The sequence below is a fragment of the Actinocorallia populi genome (assembly GCF_002995495.1).
Lineage (GTDB): Bacteria > Actinomycetota > Actinomycetes > Streptosporangiales > Streptosporangiaceae > Actinocorallia > Actinocorallia populi.
This window is the reverse complement of the sequence record NZ_PVZV01000004.1, coordinates 382,270-406,172: the sequence shown is the minus strand read 5'-3', so window position 1 is coordinate 406,172 and position 23,903 is coordinate 382,270. Positions and strand designations below refer to the sequence as shown.

The 23,903-nt window shown below is 71.9% G+C and carries 13 protein-coding genes; 9 read left to right on the top strand and 4 right to left on the bottom strand.

The window, feature by feature from the left end; all coding sequences use genetic code 11:
* Positions 1–37 precede the first annotated feature (37 nt).
* Positions 38–2,647, top strand: a complete 2,610-nt coding sequence (locus tag C2865_RS18595) for a cation-translocating P-type ATPase (RefSeq protein ID WP_232835692.1) — start codon at positions 38–40, stop codon at positions 2,645–2,647.
* A 20-nt stretch (positions 2,648–2,667) separates the two neighbouring features.
* Here the strand turns inward: C2865_RS18595 and C2865_RS18590 are convergent, their stop codons facing one another.
* On the bottom strand, positions 2,668–3,132 hold the full coding sequence (locus C2865_RS18590; RefSeq protein ID WP_157963796.1) for a MarR family winged helix-turn-helix transcriptional regulator: 465 nt from the start codon (positions 3,130–3,132) through the stop codon (positions 2,668–2,670).
* A gap of 172 nt (positions 3,133–3,304) precedes the next feature.
* Between C2865_RS18590 and C2865_RS18585 the strand changes: the two genes are divergently transcribed.
* From C2865_RS18585 to C2865_RS18560, 6 genes are all read left to right on the top strand, one after another.
* Positions 3,305–5,332 carry an MMPL family transporter gene (locus C2865_RS18585; RefSeq protein ID WP_106399747.1) on the top strand — a complete coding sequence of 676 codons (2,028 nt, stop codon included), beginning with the start codon at positions 3,305–3,307 and terminating at the stop codon, positions 5,330–5,332.
* Between the two features lie 482 nt (positions 5,333–5,814).
* Positions 5,815–7,350, top strand: coding sequence for an ATP-binding protein (locus C2865_RS18580; protein WP_106399746.1), 1,536 nt, complete (start codon positions 5,815–5,817; stop codon positions 7,348–7,350).
* 17 nt (positions 7,351–7,367) lie between these two features.
* Positions 7,368–7,793, top strand: coding sequence for a roadblock/LC7 domain-containing protein (locus C2865_RS18575; protein WP_106399745.1), 426 nt, complete (start codon positions 7,368–7,370; stop codon positions 7,791–7,793).
* Positions 7,790–8,149, top strand: coding sequence for a DUF742 domain-containing protein (locus tag C2865_RS18570; RefSeq protein ID WP_106399744.1), 360 nt, complete (start codon positions 7,790–7,792; stop codon positions 8,147–8,149). Before C2865_RS18575 ends, C2865_RS18570 begins: the two co-directional genes overlap by 4 nt.
* Positions 8,130–8,729 (top strand): GTP-binding protein, encoded by a 600-nt coding sequence (locus tag C2865_RS18565; protein WP_106399743.1) that lies wholly within the window; start codon positions 8,130–8,132, stop codon positions 8,727–8,729. The genes C2865_RS18570 and C2865_RS18565 overlap by 20 nt, the downstream gene beginning before the upstream one ends.
* Positions 8,726–9,940: a cytochrome P450 gene (locus C2865_RS18560; protein ID WP_106399742.1), complete on the top strand. Its 1,215-nt coding sequence runs from the start codon at positions 8,726–8,728 to the stop codon at positions 9,938–9,940. The genes C2865_RS18565 and C2865_RS18560 overlap by 4 nt, the downstream gene beginning before the upstream one ends.
* Positions 9,941–9,950: 10 nt before the next feature.
* On the opposite strand, the gene C2865_RS18555 is transcribed toward C2865_RS18560, so the two are convergent.
* Both C2865_RS18555 and C2865_RS18550 read right to left on the bottom strand, forming a co-directional pair.
* Positions 9,951–11,159, bottom strand: coding sequence for a cytochrome P450 (locus C2865_RS18555; protein ID WP_106399741.1), 1,209 nt, complete (start codon positions 11,157–11,159; stop codon positions 9,951–9,953).
* Positions 11,160–11,308: 149 nt separating this feature from the next.
* Complete coding sequence (locus C2865_RS18550; RefSeq protein WP_106399740.1) at positions 11,309–12,226, bottom strand: alpha/beta hydrolase family protein; 918 nt, start codon at positions 12,224–12,226, stop codon at positions 11,309–11,311.
* 194 nt (positions 12,227–12,420) lie between these two features.
* Between C2865_RS18550 and C2865_RS18545 the strand changes: the two genes are divergently transcribed.
* Complete coding sequence (locus C2865_RS18545; protein ID WP_106399739.1) at positions 12,421–12,993, top strand: hypothetical protein; 573 nt, start codon at positions 12,421–12,423, stop codon at positions 12,991–12,993.
* A 13-nt stretch (positions 12,994–13,006) separates the two neighbouring features.
* Here C2865_RS18545 and C2865_RS18540 read toward each other — a convergent pair whose 3' ends face one another.
* Positions 13,007–14,248 (bottom strand): hypothetical protein, encoded by a 1,242-nt coding sequence (locus tag C2865_RS18540; protein WP_106399738.1) that lies wholly within the window; start codon positions 14,246–14,248, stop codon positions 13,007–13,009.
* Positions 14,249–14,464: 216 nt separating this feature from the next.
* Here C2865_RS18540 and C2865_RS18535 point away from each other — a divergent pair, with 216 nt between their 5' ends.
* The gene (locus C2865_RS18535) at positions 14,465–23,875 is read left to right on the top strand and encodes a non-ribosomal peptide synthetase (protein WP_106399737.1); all 9,411 of its coding nucleotides are present in this window, start codon (positions 14,465–14,467) and stop codon (positions 23,873–23,875) included.
* Positions 23,876–23,903: the final 28 nt, after the last annotated feature.

The following is a 23,903-nucleotide window of genomic DNA, read 5'->3' as shown; positions in this document are numbered from 1 at the left end:
TCCAGGAACAGGGCGCGCGGCGGGGAACGGGGGAAGAGTGAGCGGTGGTGACGGGGCGGTACGGGCCGCGGTACGGGGGCTGACGACCGCGGAGGCCGCGGAGCGGCTGGAGCGGGACGGCCCCAACGCGCTGCCGCAGCGGCCGCCCACGCCGTTGTGGCGGCGGGTCGCCACCCAGCTGCGCGACCCGCTGATCGTCGTGCTGCTGGTGGCGGCGGTGCTGACGCTGCTCACCGGCGACTACACCGACACGGCCGTCATCCTGCTGGTCGTCATCGCCAACACCGCGGTGGGCGTCTGGCAGGAGGTGCGCGCCGACCGGGCGATCACGGCGCTGTCGGAGCTCACCGCCCCGGCCGCGCGGGTCGTGCGGGACGGCGGGCAGCGGGAGGTACCCGGCGACGAGGTCGTCGTCGGGGACCTCGTGGTGCTGGGCGAGGGCGACATCGTCCCGGCCGACGGCGTCCTGGTGGAGGCCGCGGGCCTGCTGGTGGACGAGTCGTCACTGACGGGCGAGTCGGTTCCGGTGGACAAGACCGCCTCCGCGTCCCCCGAGGACGAGAAGGCCGACACGTCCCGGGTCGCGTCGGGGACCGTGGTGTCCAAGGGCCGGGGGCAGGCCCTGGTGACCGCGACCGGCGAGAAGAGCTCCGCCGGGCGGATCGCCGCGATGCTCGGCCGCGAGGTGGGGCTCACCCCGCTGCAGAGGCGCCTCGCGGGCGTCGGACGGCTGCTGGCGGTGCTGGCGGTCGTCCTGTGCGTCGTCGTCCTGGTGCTCGGCGTCGTCCGGGGGCAGCCGCTCGAACTGATGGTGGTCACCGCGATCAGCCTCGTGGTCGCCGCCGTCCCGGAGTCGCTCCCCGCCGTCGTCACGCTCGCCCTGGCGCTGGGGGCACGGCGCATGGCGGCCCGCAACGCGCTCATCCGCAAGCTCCCCGCCGTCGAGACGCTCGGCTCGGTGACCGTCCTGGCCACCGACAAGACCGGCACCCTCACCGAAGGGCGGATGGTCGCCCGGTACGCCTGGACGCCCGGCGGCGCGGAGGCCGAGCTCACCGGCACCGGATACGCCCCCGAAGGCGACGTCCTCCTGGACGGGAACCCGATCGGCCCCGGCGACCGGCCGGAGGTCACCGGCCTGCTCACCGCCGCCGCCCTGTGCAACGACGCGCGGCTGGCCCCGCCGGACGGCGACCGCGCGGACTGGGCGGCCCTCGGCGATCCCACGGAGGCCGCGCTGCTCGTCGCCGCGGCCAGGCTCGGCCTCGACCACGACGGGCTCGGTGAGGAGTTCCCCCGCACCGCCGAGCTCCCCTTCGACAGCGACCGCAAGCGCATGACGACCGTCCACCGCCTCCCCGACGGCCGGTACCGGGTGGTCTGCAAGGGCGCTCCCGAGGTCCTGCTGGACTCCGGGTTCCTCACCGACGGCCCGGACGTGGTCGAGCGGGCCGCCGCCAAGGCCGACGAGTACGCGCGGGGCGGGCTGCGCGTCCTGGCCGTCACCGAGGCCGAGCGGGAGGACGACGCGCCCGGCGAGCACCTGGAGCGGGGCCTGCGCCTGCTCGGCCTCGTCGCCATCCTCGACCCGCCGCGCGAGGCGGCGGCACGGACGATCGCGGCCTGCCGCGGCGCCGGGATCCGCCCCGTCCTCATCACCGGCGACCATCCCGGCACCGCCCGCGCCATCGCCTCGGAGCTGGGCATCGCCGAGGAGGCCGACCAGGTCGTCGACTGCCGCGGGCCCCGCCCGGAGAACCTCCGCGAGGTCACGGTGTTCGCGCGCGCCGACCCGCGGCACAAGCTCGACATCATCGAGGCGCTGAGCGACGGCGGCGAGATCGTCGCGATGACCGGCGACGGCGTCAACGACGGGCCCGCGCTGCGCCGCTCGGACATCGGCGTGGCGATGGGCGGGCGCGGCACCGAGGTGGCCCGCCAGGCCGCCGACCTGGTGCTCGCCGACGACGAGCTGGGCACCGTGGTCGCCGCCGTCGAGGAGGGGCGGCGGGTGTACTCCAACATCCGCCGGTTCCTGGTGTACGCGCTGTCCGGCGGGGTCACCGAGATCGCGGTCATGCTCCTCGGCCCGTTCGCCGGCCTCGCGCTGCCGCTGCTGCCCGCGCAGATCCTGTGGATCAACCTGCTCACCCACGGCCTGCCCGGGGTCGCGCTCGGCGGGGAGCCCGCCGAGGAGTCCGTGATGCGCCGCCCGCCGCGCCCGCCGGAGCAGAGCATCCTCGGCGCGGGCCTGTGGCAGCGGATCGTGCGGATCGCGGTCGTGCTCACCGCCGTCACCCTGGGTGTCGCGCTGTGGGCCGAGCACACCGGCCGCCCCTGGCAGACCATGGCCTTCTTCACCCTCGGCGCGCTGCAGCTGGGCGCGGCCCTGGGCTCGCGCGCACGGCCGCGCTCCCTGGCCAACCCGATGCTGCTCGCCGCCGTCGCGGGTGCGCTGCTGCTGCAGCTGGCGGGCGTCTACCTGCCGCCGCTGCGGGAGCTCCTGGGCACCGAGCCGCTGGCCCTGACGGACCTCCTGCTCGTCTGCGCCCTGTCGGTCCCGGGCTACGCCGCCGTCCGGCTCGACCGCGTCCTGCATCCGGGTCCCGCCGCACGCGCCGCCCGGAGGCGGGACCCGCGCGGGTGAGCCCGTGCGGCGCCCCGGACTCAGGAGTTCGCCTCCCGGTACCCCGACACCTCCCGGGTCATGTCCGTGAGGAACCTCTCGATGGCGGCCATGTCCTGGGGGGAATAGTCCTCCATGGCCGCGGTCAGCCGGGCGTTGAGGGGGTGGAAGAAGCCGGCGGCCAGGGTCATGGCCTCGGGCGCGACCTCCAGGTGCACGCGGCGGCGGTCGCCCGGCACCGGGCGGCGGACCAGGTGGTCGGCCTGCTCCAGCCGGTCGAGGAGCGAGCTGACGGCCGCCGTGGTCAGGCCCAGGCGGCGCGCGAGGTCCCCGGGGGTGATGGGGGTGCCCGCCAGGCCCGACTCCATGATCAGGAAGATCGCCCGGACGTTGGTGGGATGCAGCGCGTGCTTCTTGGCGAAGACGTGCCCCAGCTGGTCGAGCTCGCTGTTCAGCCGGCGCATGAGCCTGATGAGACGCCGGCGTTCCGCCAGTTCCTCGTCCACGGCCCGCCTCACCCCTTTCGTTAGCTAGACTATCTAGCTAGATTGTCTAATTACTAGACTATCTAGGCAATGACCGCGTCGGCACCGCGGCGCCGGGCTCCCACCTGTCCAGTGACCTGCCCTGCCCGCCGTGCGACGACGAACACACTATTGCGGAAAGAAGCCTGACGATATGTCGAAGAAGTGGCGGCGCCGGCTACCGCTCGCCCTCGTTCTGCTCATCTGGGTCGCCGCGGTCGGCCCCCTCGGCCAGTACACCGGCCGCCTCGGCGAGGTCCAGTCCACCGACAGCACCTCCTTCCTCCCGGCCACCGCCGAGTCGACGCGCGTCGCCGAACTCCGCAAGGGCTTCGAGGACCGCAGCACGGTCCCCGCGGTGGTCGTCTGGGAGTCCGCGGACGAGATCGGGCCCGACGACGAGAAGCGGGCAGCCGCCGCGATCGACCGCGTCCGGCGAGAAGGCATCGCCGCCGAGACGCCGTCGCCGCCCCTGCGGTCCGACGACGGCCGCGCCCTCCAGTCGGTGATCCCCCTCGCCGCCGACCTGGACGACCCGCCCGTCGACCGCATCAGGGAACTGGCCGCCGTCCCCGGCCTCAAGGTGTACGTGACGGGCAGCGCGGCCGTCAGCGCCGACCTGTCCAAGGCGTTCGCCGGCATCGACGGGCTGCTGCTCCTGGTCGCGCTCGGCGTCGTCCTGCTCATCCTGCTGCTGGTCTACCGCAGCGTGCTGCTGCCCCTGGTGGTGATCGTCACCGCGGTGCTGGCGCTGGCGCTGGCCTCCGCCCTGGTCTACCTGCTGGCCGACCGCGGCGTGCTCACCCTCGACGGGCAGACCCAGGGGATCATGTTCATCCTGGTGGTCGGCGCGGCCACCGACTACGCGCTGCTGCTGGCCGTCCGGTACCGGGAGGAACTCGCCGAGGCCGACAAGTGGCCGGCGCTGAAGCGCGCCTGGCGCGCCTCGCTCGCCCCCATCACCGCCAGCGCCTTCACCGTCGCGGCGGGCCTGCTGACCCTGCTCCTGAGCGACCTGAACTCCAACCGCTCCCTCGGCCCCGTCGCCGCCATCGGCGTCGGCTGCGCCCTGCTGGCGGTGCTCACCTTCCTTCCCGCCGCGCTGGCGCTCCTCGGCCGCGCGGCCTACTGGCCCTCGCGCCGCCTCGACCGCGGCCACAAGGTGTGGGACCGGCTCGCCGGGATGATCTCCCGCCACCCGCGCCGCACCTGGATGACGACCGCCCTCGCCCTGGGCGTGCTGGCCGTGTTCATGCCGACGCTGAAGGCCGACGGCATCGCGCAGTCGGACGTCTTCCTCAACAAGGAGCCCTCGATCGTCGGGCAGGAGGCGCTGCAGCGGCACTTCCCGTCCGGCTCCGGCAACCCCGCGGTGGTCCTCGTCGAATCCGGCTCCCTGCAGAAGGCGGCGCAGACCGCGCAGTCCGTCGAGGGCGTGGACTCCGTGCGGCCGGTGGCGGACCCCTCCGGCCGACCGAAGATCGTCGACGGGCGCGCCATGCTGCAGGCCACCTTCACCGACGCGCCCGACTCCGCCGCGGCCATGGACACCGTGGCGGGCCTCCGTGACGCCCTGCACCCGCTGCCCGGAGCCGACGCGCTCGTCGGCGGGTACACCGCCTCCCAGTACGACACGCAGGTGACGGCCGAACACGACCGCACGCTCATCATCCCCGTCGCGCTGCTGGTGATCCTGGCCATCCTCGGAGTGCTGCTGCGGGCCATGACGGCGCCCGTCGTGCTCATCCTGACGGTCGTGCTGTCGTTCGCCGCCACCCTCGGCGTGGCCGCGCTCATGTTCAACCACGTCTTCGACTTCCCGGGCTCCGATCCGTCGGTGCCGCTGTTCGGGTTCGTCTTCCTGGTGGCGCTGGGCGTGGACTACAACATCTTCCTCATGACGCGGGTGCGCGAGGAGGCGCTCGAACACGGGGCGCGTGAAGGCGTCCTGCGCGGGCTGGTCGCCACCGGCGGCGTCATCACCTCCGCCGGGGTCGTGCTCGCGGCGACCTTCGGCGCGCTCGCGGTGCTCCCACTGGTCTTCCTCGTCCAGCTCGCCTTCATCGTGGCGTTCGGGGTGCTGCTGGACGCGCTCGTCGTGCGCTCCCTGCTCGTCCCCGCGCTCGCCTACGACCTCGGTCCGAAGATGTGGTGGCCGACCCGCAACAAGATCCGCCCCTGATCCCGGCCCGCGCCCCTTTCCCCGTCACCGGGCGGCACCTCCGCCGCGGAGCGGGGAAAGGGGCCCTGCGGGACCTGCGCGACCGGCCCCCGCTTCTCAGACGTGACGAAGGTGACATTCGTCCTGGAAAGCCCCTTCGCCTTTGCTCAAAGCGGTGTTCAAGCCGTGCGGCTTTCCCTCCGGCCATGACAACGGAGAGTGACGAATAGCCGTCAATCGTGCCACACATGTATATTTCTCAGCGGCTGTCCATCCCCGGCCCTTTGGTTCGTGCCTGAATGACCGAAATGGGAGGTTTGCCGGGTAGCCCTGTCGCGAGTGGGACTTTTGTCATGTCGGGAGTTGCGGCAAACTGCATCTCCTCCACCGGGAAATAAGGCAAGCTGCCCACTGTAGCCACCTACTTCCGTCTTCAGCCTGTTGATGAGGACCCGAGAAAGATGTCACACGCTTCCCAATCCGGGCGGGCAACGCGCCCGCCGGTGGAGAAAGCCCTGATCGCCTGGCTGATCTGCGTTCTCGGCGCCGGCGCGATCTGGTTGTGGGCGGTGACGTCCGTTCCCACCGAGAACCGGCAGGTGGCCGGCTGGGCCGGCGGAGCCGCCGCGCTCGCCTTCTGCGTGGCCAGCGCGCTGGCCGTCTACTTCGCCGCCAAGGCGAACTGGGCCGGTCGGCGGCTCGCCCAGGCCGGGAGTGAGATGGCCGGTACCGAGCAGGAGCTCCACCGCATCTGCGAGGAGACCCTCCCCGGCCTGGTCCGCCGGGCCCGCGAGGGCGCGCCGCTGGAGGCGGTGCTCGCCGAGACCCAGCCTCCCGCCCACCTCCAGCTGCAGCGGCTGCTGTACGTCACCGCCAGCGAGCTGACCGCCGCCGAGCAGCGGACCGCCGCCGCCGTCCGCAGCGGCGCCGCGGCGGGCCAGGACCTCGCCCGGTTCACCGAGGAGATCCTGCCGGAGCTGGTCCGCCGCATCCGGGAGGAGAACGCCTCCCTGGAGACCGCGGTCGCCGCCGTCCCCCAGCCCGACGACCCCGCCCTCGGCAGGCTCCTGGAGTACGTCGCCCAGGAGGTCGTCGCCGGGGAGCGCCGCGGCACCGCCGCGATGGCCGCCTGCGCCAACGCCGCGGCCCGCGTCCAGGCGCAGACCACCAGCCTCCTGGCCGAGCTGCGCGAACTGCAGCACCGGTACGGGGAGGAGAAGGTGTTCGCCGACCTGCTCGACCTCGATCACCGGATCTCCCAGCTCGGCCGCCTCGCCGACAGCATCGCGCTGCTCAGCGGCGGCCGCTCCGGGCGCCGCTGGACCAAGCCCATCGGCATGGAGAGCATCCTGCGCGGCGCGATGGGCCGCATCAACGCCTACCGGCGCGTCCGCCTGCACTCCACCAGCGACTCGGCCATCGTCGGCTACGCGGCCGAGGGCGTCATGCACGCGCTCGCCGAGCTCATGGACAACGCCACCACGTTCTCCGCGCACGGCAGCGAGGTCCACGCCTACCTCGAGGAGGAGGACGCGGGCATCATCATCACCATCGAGGACAGCGGCCTGGGCATGCGCAAGCGCGAACGCCTGCGCGCCGAGGCCCTGGTCTCCGAGCGGAGCGACCTGAAGACCCTGGCCGGCACCCGGCTCGGCCTGGCCGTGGTCGGCAGGCTCGCCGACAAGTACGGCCTGTCGGTGAGCTTCCGCCCGTCCTCCCGGGGCGGCACCGGGGTCGTCCTGATGATCCCCCGCCAGCTCGTCACCCAGCCGAAGCCCGCACCCAAGCCCCCCCGAGAGGCCATGGCCCCGCCGACCCCAGAGCCCTCCGACCCGACCGCAGGCGTCTCCTCCGGGACCGTGGAGTGGACCGATCTGCCCAAGCGCCCCCGGGGCGCGGCGCTCGCCGCCGCCGAGCAGAACGTCCTTCCCGTCGCCGAGGCCGACGCTCCGGCGTCGCCCCGTGACACCGGAGCCCGGTTCGCCGCCTTCCGCAAGGCCGCCGGCCAGGACACCTCCACCTCCCAGGACGAGAGATAGGGATCGGCTCCCCGATTATGAGCACCATCGACTCACCCAGCGCCACCGAGCAGACCCTGGAATGGCTGCTGGAGGGCCTCCGGCAGCGGACCCCCGGAGTCCGGCACATCCTCGTGCTGTCCAAGGACGGCCTGAAGATGTGCTTCACGTCCGGGCTGACCGTCGACAAGGCCGACCACCTCTCGGCCATCGCGGCCGGCATCCAGAGCCTGTCGCTCAGCGCCTCCGCGGAGTTCGGCAACCGGCTCGGGCCCGGCCAGGCCATGGTCGAGTTCGCCGGCGGGCTGCTGCTGATCATCCGGGCCGGGGCGGGCGCCCACCTCGCGGTCGTCGCCGACGAGGACGCCGACGTCGGCATCGTCGGCCACAACATGAACGAACTGGTGGAGCAGATCGGCGGCTTCCTGACGGCCGCTCCGCGCGGACCCGAACCGGCGTCGTGAGCAGGCGCAGGCTCGACGACGAGAGCCCCGACCGCCTGTACACCGTGACGGGCGGCCGGGGCGACGCCAGCGACATCGAGCTGGACCTGGTCACCCTGGTCATCGCGGAGTTCGAACCCGCGGCGGGCATGCAGTCCGAGCACACGCGGATCCTGGAGCTCAGCCGCGGCCCGATCGCGATCGTGGAGCTGTCCGCCGAGCTCCACCTGCCCGTGAGCGTCGTGAAGATCCTGGTCAGCGACCTTCTCGACACCGGACGGCTCTCCCTGCGGCGGCCGTCGCCGCCGCGGGGAAAGGCGCAGCTCCCCGACATGGAAACCCTGAAGCAGGTGCTCATTGGACTCGAGAGTCTCTGACCCGGCCGCGCGCACGCCCCTGAGCGGCACGGCCACCACCGGACTGAAGATCGTGATCGTGGGCGGCTTCGGGGTCGGCAAGACCTCCCTGGTCAGCGCGGTCAGCGAGATCAGCCCGCTGAGCACCGAGGAGATCATGACGCAGGCGGGGGTCGGCGTCGACGACATCGCCCAGGTGCGCGACAAGCGGACCACCACCGTCGCCTTCGACTTCGGGCGCATCACCCTCAACGCCGAGAACATCCTGTACCTCTTCGGAGCCCCCGGCCAGGAGCGCTTCTGGTTCCTGTGGGACCAGCTGTTCGCCGGCAGCCTCGGCGCGGTCGTCCTGGTCGACACCCGCCGGGTGGAGGACTCCTGGTACGCCATCGACCGCCTGGAGCACCACGGGATGCCGTTCGTGGTGGCGGTCAACCGGTTCGAGAACCGCGGGCCGAGCCTGGAGCAGATCCGCGACGCGCTCTCCCTCGCACCTGAGATCCCCCTGCTCGACTGCGACGCCCGGCTGCGGGAGTCCTGCAAGCTCGTCCTGATCACGTTGGTCCGTCACCTGACACGTCTCGCGGAGCGTACGCCATGACCACGGAAGAGCCTGTCCGCCTCTACGGCACGCACATCGCCGCCGACCCCTCGGAGCTGTACGAGGAGATCCGCGCCCGCCACGGGCGGGTCGCGCCCATCCTGCTGGACGACGACATCCCCGCCTGGTTCGTGATCGGGTACCGGGAGGTCCACCACGTCACCAGCAACCCGCAGCTGTTCGCGCGGGACTCCCGGCGCTGGAACCAGTGGCCCAACATCCCCGAGACCTGGCCGCTGCTGCCCTACGTCGGCTGGACGCCGTCGATCATGTTCGCCGAGGCCGGCGAGCACCAGCGCAGGGCCGGCGCGATCGGCGACGCGCTGGACGTCATCGACCGCACCGAGCTGTCGTCCATCTGCGAACGCGCCTCGGACCTGCTCATCGACGCGTTCGCCGGGGACGGCGAGGCGGACCTGGTCGCCCAGTACGGCATGATCATGCCGCTCTACGTGCTGGCGAAGATCTTCGGGCTGCCCGACACCGACGTGCCGGTGCTCGTGCGCGACATCGCCGAGTCCCTGGACGTCGGGGAGGGCGCGGCCGACGCGTACGCCCGGGTGCAGGCGCGGATGCAGCGGCTGGTCAAGGAGAAGCGCGACGATCCGGGCCCGGACGTGCCGTCCCGGCTGCTGGCCCACCCGACGGGCCTCACCGAGGAGGAGATCGTCATCGACCTGCTGGTGGTGCTGGCCGCCGCGCAGGCCCCGACGGGCAACTGGATCGGCAACGCGCTGCGCCTGATGCTCATCGACGACGACTTCTCGGTCAGCCTGCAGGGCGGGCGCAGCAGCGTCGCGCAGGCGCTGAACGAGGTGTTGTGGAAGGACACCCCGACCCAGAACTTCATCGGGCGCTGGGCGGCGCACGACTGCGAGCTGGGCGGGCGGCGCATCCGCCGCGGCGACCTGCTGGTGCTGGGTTTCGCCGCCGCCAACCGCGACCCGCAGGTACGGCCGTCCTTCCATGACACCGGCACGAACCGGGCGCACATGTCGTTCGGGCACGGGGAGCACGGCTGCACCTACCCCGGCCCCGAGATGGGCGAGATCATGGCCAAGACCGCGATCGAGGTGCTGCTGGACCGGCTGCCCGACGTCCGGCTCGCGGTGGACGCGAAGGAGCTGCAGTGGCGTCCGTCGTTGTGGATGCGCGGACTGTTCGCCCTGCCCGTCGCCTTCACGCCCACCACGCGCGTCTCACGCGGTTAGGCGCGCGGCCTCACGCCGGGGTGAACTTCACCCGCAGCTCCGCCGGGCCGCGGGTGAACACGCCCTTCTCGCCGGGCTCGAAGCCCTCTTCGAGCTCCATGTGGGGCATCGCGTCGAGCAGCATGTTCGTGGCGACCTCGACCTCCGACTTCGCCAGCAGCGCGCCGACGCAGAAGTGCCGGCCCAGCGCGAACGCCAGGTGGTTGGCGGCCGCGGAGAAGGCGCTGGTGACGTTCAGGTCCTCCCGGAAGATGTCGAAGGAGTCCGGGTCCTTGTAGCGGCGCTCGTCGCGGTTGGCCGCGCCGATCAGCGCGGTGACCGTGCTGCCCGCGGGGATCACACCGCCGGCGATCTCCACGTCCGCCGAGGGCTCCCGCATGATCATGTGGACCGGCGGGTGGAAGCGCAGCGCCTCGGCGAAGGCGCGGTCGATGAGGCTCCGGTCCTCGCGCACCGCCTGCAGCTGGTCGGGGTGCTGCAGCAGCAGCGCGAACATGCTGGCCAGCGCCTTGTCGGTGGTCTCGCCACCGGCGGCCAGCAGCAGGCTGCAGAACGACTTGACGTCCTCGTCGCTCATGACCTCGCCGTCGATCTCGGCGGTGACCAGGGTGGACAGCAGGTCGTCGCCGAGGTGGGAGCGCCGGTCCCGGATGATCGGGATCATGTAGTCGGCGAACTCCTCCTTGGTGCGCAGGCCCGCCTCGGTCACGTCCGGGTCCTGGGTGAGGTTGCCCAGGAAGGCGATGATCGAGGTGTACCACTTCTGGAAGCGGTCGTGGTCGGCCTTGTCGAGCCCGAGCATGTCGACGATGACGCCGATGGGGAAGCGGGTGGCGAACTGCGCGACCAGGTCGACGGTCCCCGCGGTCCGGAAGCCGTCGATCAGTTCGGAGGCGTTCTTCTCGATGACGGGAAGGAACTTCTGCTCCAGCTCGCTTCCGCGGAACGCCGGCGCCACCAGTGCCCGCCGCACGGAGTGCTCGCGGCCGCTCAGCTGAAGAATGGTCTTGCCGTGCACCGGCTCCAGCTGCCAGTTGTAGTTGGCGGTGGTGAAGACCTGGTCCTTGAAGACCCGCTCGACGTCCTCGTAGCGGGAGACGACGTAGGACTGCATCGCCTCGTGGTGGTACAGCGGGGCCTCGTCGCGCAGGACCCTGTAGGCCGGGTAGGGGTCCGCGGCGAATTCGGCGGACAGAATATCGGGTATTTCAGACCCCATAATCAACCTCTCAGAAGGGGCATATTGCCAATACCACCATAAAGAGGTCGGGGTTCATGATCAAGATCCAGCGGGATGTGTCCCGCCGTGTCGCGTATAAATCTTGTTAAGAGCGTGTTTCGCGACACGGCGAGACACATCCGTCGGTATTACTGCGCGCCGGTGACGGTCACCAGCGGGTCGGAGGCGTCGCCCGTCGACCACACGTAACCGGCCGAGGCGGCGTCGCCCAGCGCGGCCTTGAGGAATCGGGCCGCCCAGCGCGCGGCGGTCTCGATGCTCTGCTGCTGCCCGATCGTCTGGGCATTGGCGTCGGGGTCGGCACCGGCGGGGTTCTGCACGTCCGTGATGCCGTAGTGGTTGGCGCCGGACAGCCGGACGATCTGCTTGGGACCGTCCTTGATCTTGCCGTAGGTGGTCTCGGCGTCGCCCGGCAGCGCCACGCCGTCGGCGGTGCCCTGCACGAGCTGCAGGGGGACGAGGTTGTCGACCTCGGGGAAGACCCCGATGCCCGGCAGCATGTTGTTGGTGCCGAAGAACGAGCCGGCCTTGACCTCGTCGGGCATGTCGTAGGCCAGGCTCGTGCAGAACGGCGTGACGCACGTGCTCTCGGCGACGGCCAGGCCGGTCGCGCCGCCGAAGGAGTGGCCGAGCAGCACCAATGTGTCGGTGTCGATCCTGCCCTGCAGCGGGGACGACGCGTTCGCGTTCTCGTCGTCCATCCACTCCACGGTCTCGGCGGGCTGGCTCTGCGAGGCGTAGTAGTCCTGGTCGAAGAAGAGCAGCCGCTTGTGGTTGGGCACCACGACGACGAAGCCGTGCGAGGCGACCTCCTGCGCGTACTGCTCGTAGTGCATCCGGTGGACCTGCGCGCCCTGGAGCATCAGCGCGACGGGGAGCTCCCCGGTGGCGCCGGTCGGGTAGTAGACGTCGGTCCCGTCGTTCTTGATCTGCGACGAGTAGCGGGAGACGCCCGGGTCCGCGGAGGCGGGGGCGGCGAGGCCTGCGGCGAGGCCGGTCAGGAGGGAGGTGAGGACGGTGGCGGCGGCCAGACCGCGAAGACGCATGAATCCTCCATGGAAGGGAAACGTTGTTCCGTTACAGCAGACAGAGTTTCCTTGATGGATACATAATCGTCAATAGGGAGCGGGCCCCGCCGACGGCGGCCGGGCGCGGCCACAGTCCGCCACTCGCCCCACCGGCCTTGACAGGCGCGGAAGATCGATAAAGCCTCAAAATTGAGAATCTCAGGGAGGTTCCTGTGGGCTTCGCCGACGAACCGACGACGTACGACCACGTCTTCCTCATCCGGGACGACGGCGGTTACCTCGGCCCCGAGGCCGCCCCGGAGGCGCTCCCCGTCGGGCCCGTCCCTCCCGGGGAGGCGCCGCTCTACCTCCGGACGTCGCGGGTGTTCGGCCGGCTCAAGGCGCGGCACAAGGACATCTTCGACTTCCTCGTCATCGTGACGGACGACCTCACGGGCGGGCACCGCCGGGGGACGCGCAACCTGCACCGGTCCGTCCAGGACAAGGACGCGCTCGGCACGAGGCGGCTGATGGGCGTCGCCACGCTCTCCGCGGGATGCCTGCGGGAGCAGCCCGCCCACGGGAGCCGGGCCGTGCTGCACGAGTTCCGGCACCTCGAGTCGGCGTCCAGGCCGCAGGCGGCGGTGACGCTGTACCAGGCGGCGTTCGTCCTGCTCACCCGCGACCCCGAACGCGCGGTGAAGGAGGGCACGGCGGACCTGGTGAACGAGTGCCGCAAGTCCTTCGAGGTCCTCATCTACGAGGCCACGCAGAAGCTCCTGCTGATGCGCACCAACCTGTGGTGAAGCGGCCCGTGCGCTATTTGCGGGTCATCCGGTAGCGCAGGACCAGGAACGGGATGCCGAACAGGGCGAAGGAGTGGTCGGCCTTCAGCTCGCCGCCGCGGACGTAGACGTCGAGCCTTTCGGAGAAGCCCTTCACCGAAAGGGTGGTCAGCTCGTCCTTCTCCGGGTCCACGTAGGTGAGGTAGTGGCCGGGGTGGGGCAGGTCGCTGGTGCTGGTGAGCGTCAGGCCGCCGTCGGTCCTGGCCAGCGGCGCCAGCGTGGCGGTGAAGCTGGACTGCGGGGCGGGGAAGCCGACGCTGACGTAACCGCGGCCCGCGTGCCGGTAGGTGGTGTAGATGCCGACGTAGATGGGCTCGTCGGTGTCGGAGTAGGCCCTGATCCAGCCGCGGAGCTGCCGGTCGGGGAGGTTGACGGTGTGGATCCGCCCCCGCACCCCGCGCTGGGCCTCCTTCTGGTTCATCGGGACGTTCGCCTGCCCGAGCGGACGGGCGACGAACGTGCGGTACAGCAGGTAGCCGGGCCGCACCCACGTCCGCCATTCGGGCACGATGTCGAGGGCGAAGCGGCTGGTGTGCTCGTAGAACTCCCGCACCAGAGGGTCCACCCGTCCGGGCGTGAAACCGGGCCCCTCCAGGACGTCGAGGGTGGGCACGATGCCGACGTTGGGCGCGTCCTCGACGTACTCTCCGCCCAGATGGGAGGCGAGCTCCTTGACGTAGCCGGTGCCGACGTAGGACGAGCGCGCCGCCATCGGCACCACGAACGGGAGCTCCTCGGCGGTCACCTGTTCGGCGAGGAGTTCCACCTGGGCGTCCCGGAACAGCGCGGAGGAGACGGTGCGGAACGCCACGACCGCCGCCGCGGCCGCCGCCGCCGGGGACAGGTCGCGCCCGGCCCACCCCGCGGCCATCCCGACCACCGGCCCGAGCAGCACCTTCTGCGGCCGCACTCCCAGCGCGCCCGCGACGCTCCCCGCCACGAACGCCGTCGTGCCCGTGGAGGCCCCCGCCCTCCCCGCCAGCCACCCCAGCGGCGCGGAGACCGCCCCGCTCATCGCGATCCGCTGCCACAGCGGCGGGATCTCCCCGTCCTTCATCCCCCGGCGCGCCACCGCCTCCGCCGCTCCGAGCCCGACGGCTCCCGCCAGCACCCCCGCCGCGGTCCGCCGCACTCCCCCGCGCCCGCCCAGCGCGGCACCGGCCAGCCCGCCCAGCACCGCGGCGGATCCCACTGATCTCCAGAAATCTTCACCCACGCCCCAGAACCTATCGGTCCCGGCACCGGAGCTTGATCGGCTTTCCGCGGAAGGCGGCCGCGGCCGCGGCCGGGGCCGCGCCCCTCGGCCGGTCCCGCCGCCATTCACGGCGGAATACGCTCCAGCAGAATAAGAAAGTGTACATGGCGAAGTGCAATGTAAAGCGAGAGGGATAAGCTTGCTTCATTCGGATGGCCGCTGTAATGTCTTGAATTTATGCAGGAAAGGCTTACTCTCTCCCCCGCTCAGTTCAGCATCTGGGCTGCTCAGCAGCTGTCCCCCGAGCTTCCGATGAAGATTGGGCTTTACGCGGACCTGACCGGTCCGTTCGATGCGGAACTGCTGTGCCGGGTAGCCGGTCGCACACTCAGGGAAATCGAGGCGCTGCAGGTCCGGCTGGGCGAGGAAGACGGGATTCCCTGGCAGGCGGTGGACCATTCCCGGATCGAGCCCGTCCTGCGGATGGACTTCGGCGCCGAGGCCGATCCCGAGGACGCGGCGCTGCGGTGGATGTGGGACGACCTGTTCGCGCCGCTCGACCTGACCCGCGACGCCCTGGCCCGGCTGGCGCTGCTGCGCCTGGGGCCGGAACGCGCGTACTTCTACGTGCGGTCGCACCACATCGCCCTGGACGGGTACGGCGGGCAGATCGTCCTCCGGCAGGCGGCGGAGGCCTACACGGCGCTGTCACGCGGGGAGGAGCCCCGGTTCGAGCTGGGGTCCCTCACCGAGCTGCTGGCCGGGGAGCACGCCTATGCCGGGTCCGAGCGGCACGCGCGGGACCGCGACCACTGGGTGGGCAGGTTCGAGGAGCTGCCGGAGGTGCGGAGCCTGTCGGGCCGGTCCGCGCCGCCTTCGGCGGGCTTCCACCGGCAGAGCGGGACCGTCACGGGCGACCTGCCGGAAGCCGCCCGCAGGCTGGGCACGAACGTTCCGGGGCTGGTCCTCGCGGCGGCCGCCGCCTACACCGGGCGGATGACCGGGACCGACGACGTCAGCCTCGGACTGCCGGTGACGGCCCGCACGACGCCGGCGGCCCGCCGGACGCCCGCCATGACGTCGAACGTCCTGCCCCTGCGGGTCGGGCTGGAGCCGTCGATGAGCGTGGCCGAACTGGTCAGGCGGGTCACCCGCGACGCCGGGCAGCTCCTGCGCAGGCAGCGTTACCGCTACGAGGAGCTGCGCCGCGAACTGCAGCTCACCCACGACCCGAGGCCGCTGTACGGGCCCGTCGTCAACATCCTGCGGATGGACCGGAAGGTCTCGCTGCCCGACGCGCGGGTCGACCTGAAGGTGCTGTCGCTGGGACCGACGCAGGACCTCTCGATCAACGTCTACGACGGGTTCGAGGACGAACTGCGGATCGACTTCGACGGCAACACCGGCCTCTACGAGCCCGAGGACCTCGCCCGGCTGCGGGACGGCTTCCTGGGCTGCCTGGAGGCCCTCGCCGGAGCCGACCCAGAGACGCCGATCGCACGGATCGGATTCGGGGCGGAAGCCCCGCCGCTGGACGGCGGCCCCGCCGCCCCGCCGGTGAGCTTCGCCCGGCTGGTCGAGGAGCAGGCCGGAAACCGGCCGCACGCGATCGCGGCCCGGTACGGCGAGCAGACCCTCACCTACGCCGAACTGGAGGCCGCCGCCGACGGGCTCGCCCGCTTCCTGCTGGAGAAGGGCGCCGGTCCCGGCCAGTTCGTCGCCCTCGCCCTCCCCCGGTCGCTCGCCCTGGTCGTCTCCGTCGTCGCGGTCGGCAAGACCGGCGCCGCCCACGTGCCGCTGGACCCCGCCTACCCGGCCGACCGGCTGCGCTACATGCTCGACGACTGCCGTCCCGCCCTCCACCTCACCTCGTCGCAGCACCTGGACGGCCTCCCGGAAGCCGACTGGCACTGCTACGAGGACCACCAGGACCACGAGAGCACCGGCACCCCCGTCCGCCACGACCCGCATCCCGACGAGGCCGCGTACCTCATCTACACCTCGGGCTCCACCGGCAGGCCGAAGGGCGTCGTCGTCCCGCACCGGGGACTGGCGAGCCTCGCCCTGAGCCAGGCCGGTTTCTGGGAGGTCACCGGGGACTCGCGGGTCCTCCTGCTCTCCTCCCCCGGCTTCGACGCCTCGTCGCTCGAACTGCTCATGGCGTTCTGGTCGGGCGCGTCGCTGGTGATCGCCCCGCCCGGCGTCCAGGCCGGGGAGCAGCTCCACGCGCTGCTCTCCGAGGTCACCCATGCTCTGGTCATCCCCTCCGCGCTGGCCACCGTGGACCCGGAGGGACTGCCGGAGCTGCACGGCCTCACCGTGGGCGGCGAAGCCGTCTCGGAGGAACTGGTGGCCGGCTGGGCCGGCGGCAGACGCCTGACCAACGGCTACGGGCCCACCGAGACCACCATCGCCGCCACCTTCGGAACGCTGCCCCACGGCCGGGGCACGCCCATCGGCGGCCCGGTCCGCGGCACCCGCGCCTACGTCCTCGACGGCGCGCTCCGGCCGGTCCCCGACGGGGTGCCGGGCGAGCTCTACCTGGCCGGGGCGGGCCTGGCCCGCGGCTACCTCGACCGCCCGGGGATGACCGCCGAACGGTTCGTGGCGTGCCCGTTCGAGCCCGGTGCGCGCATGTACCGCACGGGCGACCTGGCCAGTCGGCGCCCCGACGGCGTCCTGGACTACGTCGGCCGGGCCGACGCGCAGGTGAAGATCCGCGGTTTCCGCATCGAACCGGGCGAGATCGAAACCGTCCTGGCACGGCACCCGCAGGTCTCCGGCGCGGTCGTCGCGGTCCGCGAGGACGGCGGGCACAAGCGGCTCGTGGCCTACGTCACCGGGTCCGGCCCCGACCCCGCCGAGCTCCGCCGCCACGCCGCCGCGGTGCTGCCCGACCACATGGTCCCCGCGGCGGTCGTCCTCATGGACGCCTATCCGCGTACGCCGAGCGGCAAGCTCGACCTGAAGGCCCTGCCCTCGCCGGAGTTCGCCACCACGGCGGGCCGCGCGCCGCGCACCCCGCACGAGGAGATCCTCGCCGGGATCTTCGCCGAACTGCTGGCGCTGCCCGAGGTGGGTGCGGACGACGACTTCTTCGCGCTCGGCGGCGACTCGCTGATCGGCACCCGGCTGGTGTCGCGGGCACGCACGACGCTCGGCGTCGACCTGACCGTGCCGGACCTGTTCGAGAACCCGACCGTGGCGGGACTGGCCGCCGTGGCCGCCCGCCGGGGCGGCAGCGAACGCCCGCCGCTGGAGCGCCGCGAGCACCCCGAGCTCGCCCCCGTCTCCTACGCGCAGCGCCGCCTGTGGTTCCTCGACCGGCTGGAAGGCCCGTCCGCGACGTACAACATGCCGATCTGCCTGCGGCTGAGCGGCCAGGTCGACGTGACGGCGATGGAGAACGCGCTGCGAGCGGTCGTCGCCCGCCACGAGGCGCTGCGGACGGTCTTCGTCGAGGTGGACGAGGAACCGTGCCAGCGCGTGCTCGACGAAGAACCCTCCCTGACCGTGTCGGACATCGCCGAGGCGGACCTCGTCGCGGTGCTCACCGAAGAGGCGTCACGCGGATTCGACCTCGCCCGCGAGATCCCGATCCGCGCGCACCTCTACCGGATCTCCCCCGACGAGCACGTCCTGCTGCTGGTGATCCACCACATCACGGGCGACGGATGGTCGATGGCGCCGCTCGCCCACGACGTCATCACCGCCTACACGGGCTCACCTCTGGCTCCGCTTCCGGTCCAGTACCGCGACTACGCGGCATGGCAGCGGGACCTCTTCGGCGACGAGAACGACCCGGAAAGCCTGGCCTCCCGGCAGGCCGACCACTGGAAGAAGACACTCGCGGGCCTGCCCGACCAGCTGCCGCTCCCCCTCGACCACGAACGGCCGCCCATCGCGTCGTACCAGGGCCGAGCGCACACCTTCACACTGGACCGGCGCCTGCACGAGAACCTGCAGAAGCTGGCCCGCGCCTCGCAGGCGAGCCTGTTCATGGTGCTGCAAACCGCGCTCAGCGCGCTGCTGACCCGGCTCGGCGCGGGAAACGACATCCCCCTCGGCTCCCCCATCGCCGGCCGTACCGACGAGAAGCTGGACGGCATGGTGGGCGTCTTCGTCAACACGCTCGTCCTGCGCGCCGACACCTCCGGCGACCCCTCCTTCCAGGAGCTGCTGGCCCGGGTGCGCGACACCGACCTCGCCGCCTACGCCCACCAGGACCTGCCCTTCGAGCGGATCGTGGAGCTGCTGAACCCGGCGCGTTCGCTGTCCCGCCACCCGCTGTTCCAGGTGATGCTCACGCTGCAGAACAACCCTCCGGCGCGGGTGGAACTGGACGGCCTCACCATCGGCAGGCAGGACATCGACCCGGGCGTCGCCAAGTTCGACCTGGAGTTCCAGTTCGAGCCCACAGACGAGGGCGGGCTCGCCGGGCGGATCGACTACGCGACGGACCTGTTCACCGACGCGACCGCCGAGCGTCTGGCCGCATGGCTGCGGCTGATGCTGGAGGCGGCGAGCGACGATCCGTCCCGCACGATCGAATCCTTCGACCTGCCGGGCGCCTCCGAGGTCCGCGACAAGGTGCGGCGGCGCGTGGCGGAGGCCGCCGACCCCCGGCTCGTCGCCTACGTGGTGCCCGCTCCGGGAGCCGTCATCGACCCTGCGGAGCTGCTGAGCTTCGTCCGGCAGCACCTGCCCGAGTCGATGGTCCCCGCCGCGCTGACCGTGCTGAACTCCCTGCCGCTGACGAGCAACGGCAAGGTCGACGTCAAGAGCCTGCCGAAGCCGGATCCGTCCGCGCTCGCCAAGACCGCCTACCGGCCTCCGCGCGACGAGCGAGAACGCGTCCTCGCCGGGATCTTCGCCGAACTGCTCGGCACGGAACGCATCGGGATCGACGACGACTTCTTCCTGTTCGGCGGCAACTCGCTGCTGGCGATGCGCGTCGTCACCAAGGCCCGCGCCGCGCTCGGCACCGAACTTCCGGTGCGCGCGCTGTTCGAGACGCCCACCGTGGCGGGGCTCAGCGCGCTGCTGGAGGACACCGCCGCATCCCGTCCGGCGCTGCTCCCGGTACCGCGTCCGGCGCAGATCCCGTTGTCGTACGCGCAGCAGAGGCTGTGGTTCCTCAACAAGTTCGAAGGTCCCTCGGCGACGTACAACATGCCGATCGCGCTGCGCCTGACCGGAGAACTCGACCGTGACGCCTTCCAGCGAGCGCTCGGGGACGTCGTCGAACGGCATGAGACCCTCCGCACGATCTTCCCGGACTCCGGAGGAGTCCCCCGGCAGCAGATCCTGGACACGGCCGCGGCGCGACCGCGGGTCCAGTACGCCGAGGCCACCGCGGCGACGCTCCCCGCCCTGCTGGCCCAGGCCGCAGGACACGGCTTCGACATCTCGGTGGAGCCGCCGCTGCGCGCCCACCTGTTCCGGCTCGCCCCCGACCAGCACATCGCGCTCCTGGTGATGCACCACATCGCCAACGACGGCTGGTCCCTGGCCCCCCTGGCACGCGACGTCATCACCGCGTACGTCGCCCGCGCCGAAGGCGGCGAACCCGGCTGGCAGGCGCTGCCCGTCCAGTACGCCGACTACACGCTGTGGCAGCAGGAGCTCTTCGGCTCCGAGGACGACCCCGGCAGCCTGCTGTCCCGGCAGATCGCCTTCTGGCGCGAGACCCTGGCGGGGCTTCCCGACGAGCTGGCGCTGCCGGCCGACCGGCCCCGCCCCGACGAGGCGTCCTTCCGCGGCGGGACCCTGCGGTTCACGCTGGACGCCGCCGTCCAGGCCCGGATCTCCGCGCTGGCGCGGGAGACCCGGTCGTCGGAGTTCATGGTCGTCCAGGCGGCGTACGCGACGCTGCTGTCCCGGCTGAGCGGAGCCACCGACATCCCGATCGGCTCCCCCATCGCGGGGCGCACCGACGCCGCGCTGGACGACCTGATCGGCATGTTCGCGAACATGCTCGTCCTGCGCACCGACACCTCCGGCGACCCCACCTTCCGCAAGCTGGTCGGCCGCGTACGCGAAGGCGGGCTGGCCGCGTACGCCCACCAGGACCTGCCGTTCGAACGGCTCGTGGAGGTCCTGAACCCGCCCCGCCACCTGGGGCGCCACCCGCTCTTCCAGAACGGGCTCGCCTTCCAGAACAACCCCGAGGCCAAGCTGGAGCTGCCGGGGTTCACCGCCGAGGTGGAACCGCTGCATGCGACCGTCGCCCGGTTCGACCTGCTGGTGGCCCTCACCGAGCGGTTCACCCCCTCGGGAGCTCCGGCGGGGTTCGACGGCGAGCTCGAATACGCCCTCGACCTGTACGACCCGGCCACGGCACGGGAGTTCGTCGCCCGGTTCGAGCGGCTGCTCAAGGGGCTCCTCGCCGCCCCGGACGCGCCGATCAGCACCGCGCCGCTCCTCGACGACGCCGAGCGCAGGACGATCCTGGAAACGTGGGGCGGCGGGACGGCCGAGCCGTTCGAGGCGGCCGAGGCGTTCGAGCACACGACGATCCCGGCGGTCTTCCACGCGCAGGCCGTGCGCGCTCCGCACGCGGTGGCCGTCACCTACGAGGACGAGCGCCTCACGTACGCCGAGCTGGAAGCCCGCGCCAACCGGCTCGCGCACCTGCTGATCGAACGCGGCGCGGGCCCGGAGAAGTTCGTGGCCGTCGCGCTTCCGCGTTCGACGGAGCTGATCATCGCGCTGCTGGGCGTGCTGAAGACGGGCGCGGCCTACGTGCCGATCGACCCCGACTACCCGGCGGACCGGATCGACTACATGCTGGCGGACAGCGAGCCGGTCCTGGCCGTCGACGCCGCCGTCCTGGCGGCCGCCTCCGACCGGCCTTCCACTCCCCCCGAGGTGCGGATCGACCCGGGCAACCCGGCGTACGTGATCTACACGTCGGGCTCCACCGGACGTCCCAAGGGCGTGGTCGTCCCCCACGAGAACGTCATCCGGCTGCTGAAGACCACCGATCCATGGTTCTCCTTCGGCCCGAACGACGTATGGACGCTCTTCCACTCGACGGCCTTCGACTTCTCCGTCTGGGAGCTGTGGGGTTCGCTGCTGTACGGAGGCCGCCTGGTCGTCGTGCCTTACGCGACGTCGCGCAGCCCGGAGGACTTCCTCGAACTGCTCTTCCACGAACGCGTCACCGTCCTGAACCAGACGCCTTCCGCCTTCTACCAGCTGATGGCCGTCGACGACGGGCGCGATCTGGCGCTGCGGTACGTCGTCTTCGGCGGTGAAGCGCTCGAACTCGGCCGGTTGCGGGACTGGTACGCCGCCCGGCAGGACGCCGTACTGGTCAACATGTACGGCATCACCGAGACCACCGTGCACGTCTCCTACATCGCGCTCGACGAGGCGTACTGCCTGACGGCACCCGGTTCGATCATCGGCACGGGCCTCCCCGACCTGCGCGTCTACGTGCTCGACGAGCGGCTCCAACCCGTCCCTCCGGGGGTCGTGGGCGAGCTGTACATCGCCGGGCCCGGACTGGCTCGCGGTTACCTGAACCGTCCTGGACTGTCGGCGGAGCGGTTCGTCGCCGACCCGCACGGGACGCCCGGGAGCCGCATGTACCGGTCGGGGGACCTCGCCCGGTGGCAGTCCGACGGGGCCCTGGAGTACCTGGGACGCGCCGACTTCCAGGTGAAGATCCGCGGTTTCCGGATCGAGCTGGGTGAGATCGAGGCCGCGCTCGCCGAGCATCCCCGGCTGTCCGGCGTCGCGGTCGTCGCCCGCGACCAGAGACTCGTGGCCTATGTCGTGCCCGGACCCGGCGAAGCCATCGACACCGCGGATCTTCGGCGGTACCTCGGTCAACGGCTGCCCGTCCACATGGTCCCGGCGGTGTTCCACGAGCTGGACGTACTGCCGCTGACCGTCAACGGCAAGCTCGACCGCGACGCCCTGCCCGAACCGGCGGCGCCCGTCGGCACCGACGGCAGGAAGCCGCTCAACGAGGCCGAGGAGACCTTCGCGGCACTGTTCGCCGAGGTGCTGGGACTGCCGCGGGTCGGCGTCGACGACGGGTTCTTCGACCTGGGCGGCGACTCGATCATCGCCATCCAGCTCGTGTCGCGGGCCCGCCAATCGGGGCTCCTCATCACGCCCCGCGAGGTGTTCCAGCTCCAGACGGTCGCGGAGCTCGCCGAGGCCGCCCGCCCGGCGGGCGAAGGCGACCAGGTCGAGACCGAACCTCCCGGGACCGGCACCGGGCCCCTGCCGACCACGCCGATCATGGCGTGGCTGCGGGAGCTGGGCGGCGTCAGCGACGGGTTCCAGCAGTCCGTGCTGCTGCGCGTGCCTCCGGGGCTCGGAGTCGAGCGGACGACGCAGGCCCTGCAGGCCGTCCTGGACCACCACGACATGCTGCGGCTGCGGCTGGAGGACGGGCGGCCGTTCGTGCAGCCCGTCGGGGACGTCTCCGCCGAGGGGCTCGTCCGCCGCGCCGAAGGGATCGACGCCGCCACGATCACGGCCGAGGCGAAGGCCGCGGCCGCCCGGCTGAACCCCGAGACGGGTCCGCTGGCCCAGCTGGTCTGGTTCGACGCGGGCCCGGACGACCAGGGGCGGCTGCTGGTGATGCTGCACCACCTCGTCGTGGACGGCGTCTCCTGGCGCATCCTGCTGCCCGACCTGGTCTCCGCGTGGGCGTCCGACGCCCCGCTCGCACCCGTCCCGACCTCGTTCCGGCGCTGGGCGCAGAAACTCACCGCCGAGGCCACCGATCCCCGCCGCGCCGAGGAGCTCGACACCTGGCTCGACCTGGTCGAAGGCCCCAACCCGAAGCTGGGCCGTCGCGGCCTCGACCCCGCCGTGGACACGGCCGCGACGGCGCGCCACCTGAGCGGCTCGCTGCCGCCCGAGATCACCGAGCCGCTGCTGACCACCGTCCCGGCGGCGTTCCACGGGCAGATCAACGACGTGCTGCTGACGGGCCTCGCGCTGGCCGTGGCCCACTGGCGCAGGCAGCGCGGCGGCCGGGGGACCGGCGTGCTGCTGGACCTGGAGGGCCACGGCCGCGAGGAGATCGTGCCGGGCGTCGACCTGTCCCGCACCGTCGGCTGGTTCACCACCCTCTACCCGGTCCGCCTCGACCCCGGCACCGCCGACTGGCAGGAGGCGGTGTCCGGGGGCCCCGCCGCGGGGCTGGCGCTCAAGGCCGTCAAGGAGCAGCTCCGCCGCATCCCCGACAACGGCATCGGCTACGGCCTGCTGCGCCACCTCAACAGGGAGGCCGCCGAGGAGCTGGGCGACCTGCCGCGGCCGCAGCTGGCGTTCAACTACCTGGGCCGGTTCGCCTCCTCCGCGGACGACTGGAGCCCCGCGCCCGAGGAGCTGCCGGCCGGCGAGGACCCGCGCATGCCCATGGCGCACGTCCTGGAGATCACCGCCGTGACGCACGACCGCCCGGACGGCCCCTGCCTGTCCTTCACCTGGACGTGGCCGGACGCCCTGCTCTCGGAGGCCGACGTGCGCGCCCTGTCCGAGGCGCTGGAGGCCGCCCTGGCGGGCCTGGTGGCGCACGCCCGCACCGAGGACGCCGGCGGCTTCACCTCCTCCGACCTGCTCGTCGAGCTCGACCAGCAGGAGATCGACGCCCTGCAGACGGCCTGGCGCAAGCGGTGATAACACGTTCCCACGAACCTGGAAGGCT

Excerpts from the sequence above, each read along its gene's own strand:
- C2865_RS18585 (WP_106399747.1), top strand. The coding sequence starts at position 3,305 with ATGTCGAAGAAGTGGCGGCGCCGGCTACCGCTCGCCCTCGTTCTGCTC.
- C2865_RS18575 (WP_106399745.1), top strand. The coding sequence starts at position 7,368 with ATGAGCACCATCGACTCACCCAGCGCCACCGAGCAGACCCTGGAATGG.
- C2865_RS18560 (WP_106399742.1), top strand. The coding sequence starts at position 8,726 with ATGACCACGGAAGAGCCTGTCCGCCTCTACGGCACGCACATCGCCGCC.
- C2865_RS18555 (WP_106399741.1), bottom strand. The coding sequence starts at position 11,159 with ATGGGGTCTGAAATACCCGATATTCTGTCCGCCGAATTCGCCGCGGAC.
- C2865_RS18550 (WP_106399740.1), bottom strand. The coding sequence starts at position 12,226 with ATGCGTCTTCGCGGTCTGGCCGCCGCCACCGTCCTCACCTCCCTCCTG.
- C2865_RS18535 (WP_106399737.1), top strand. The coding sequence starts at position 14,465 with ATGCAGGAAAGGCTTACTCTCTCCCCCGCTCAGTTCAGCATCTGGGCT.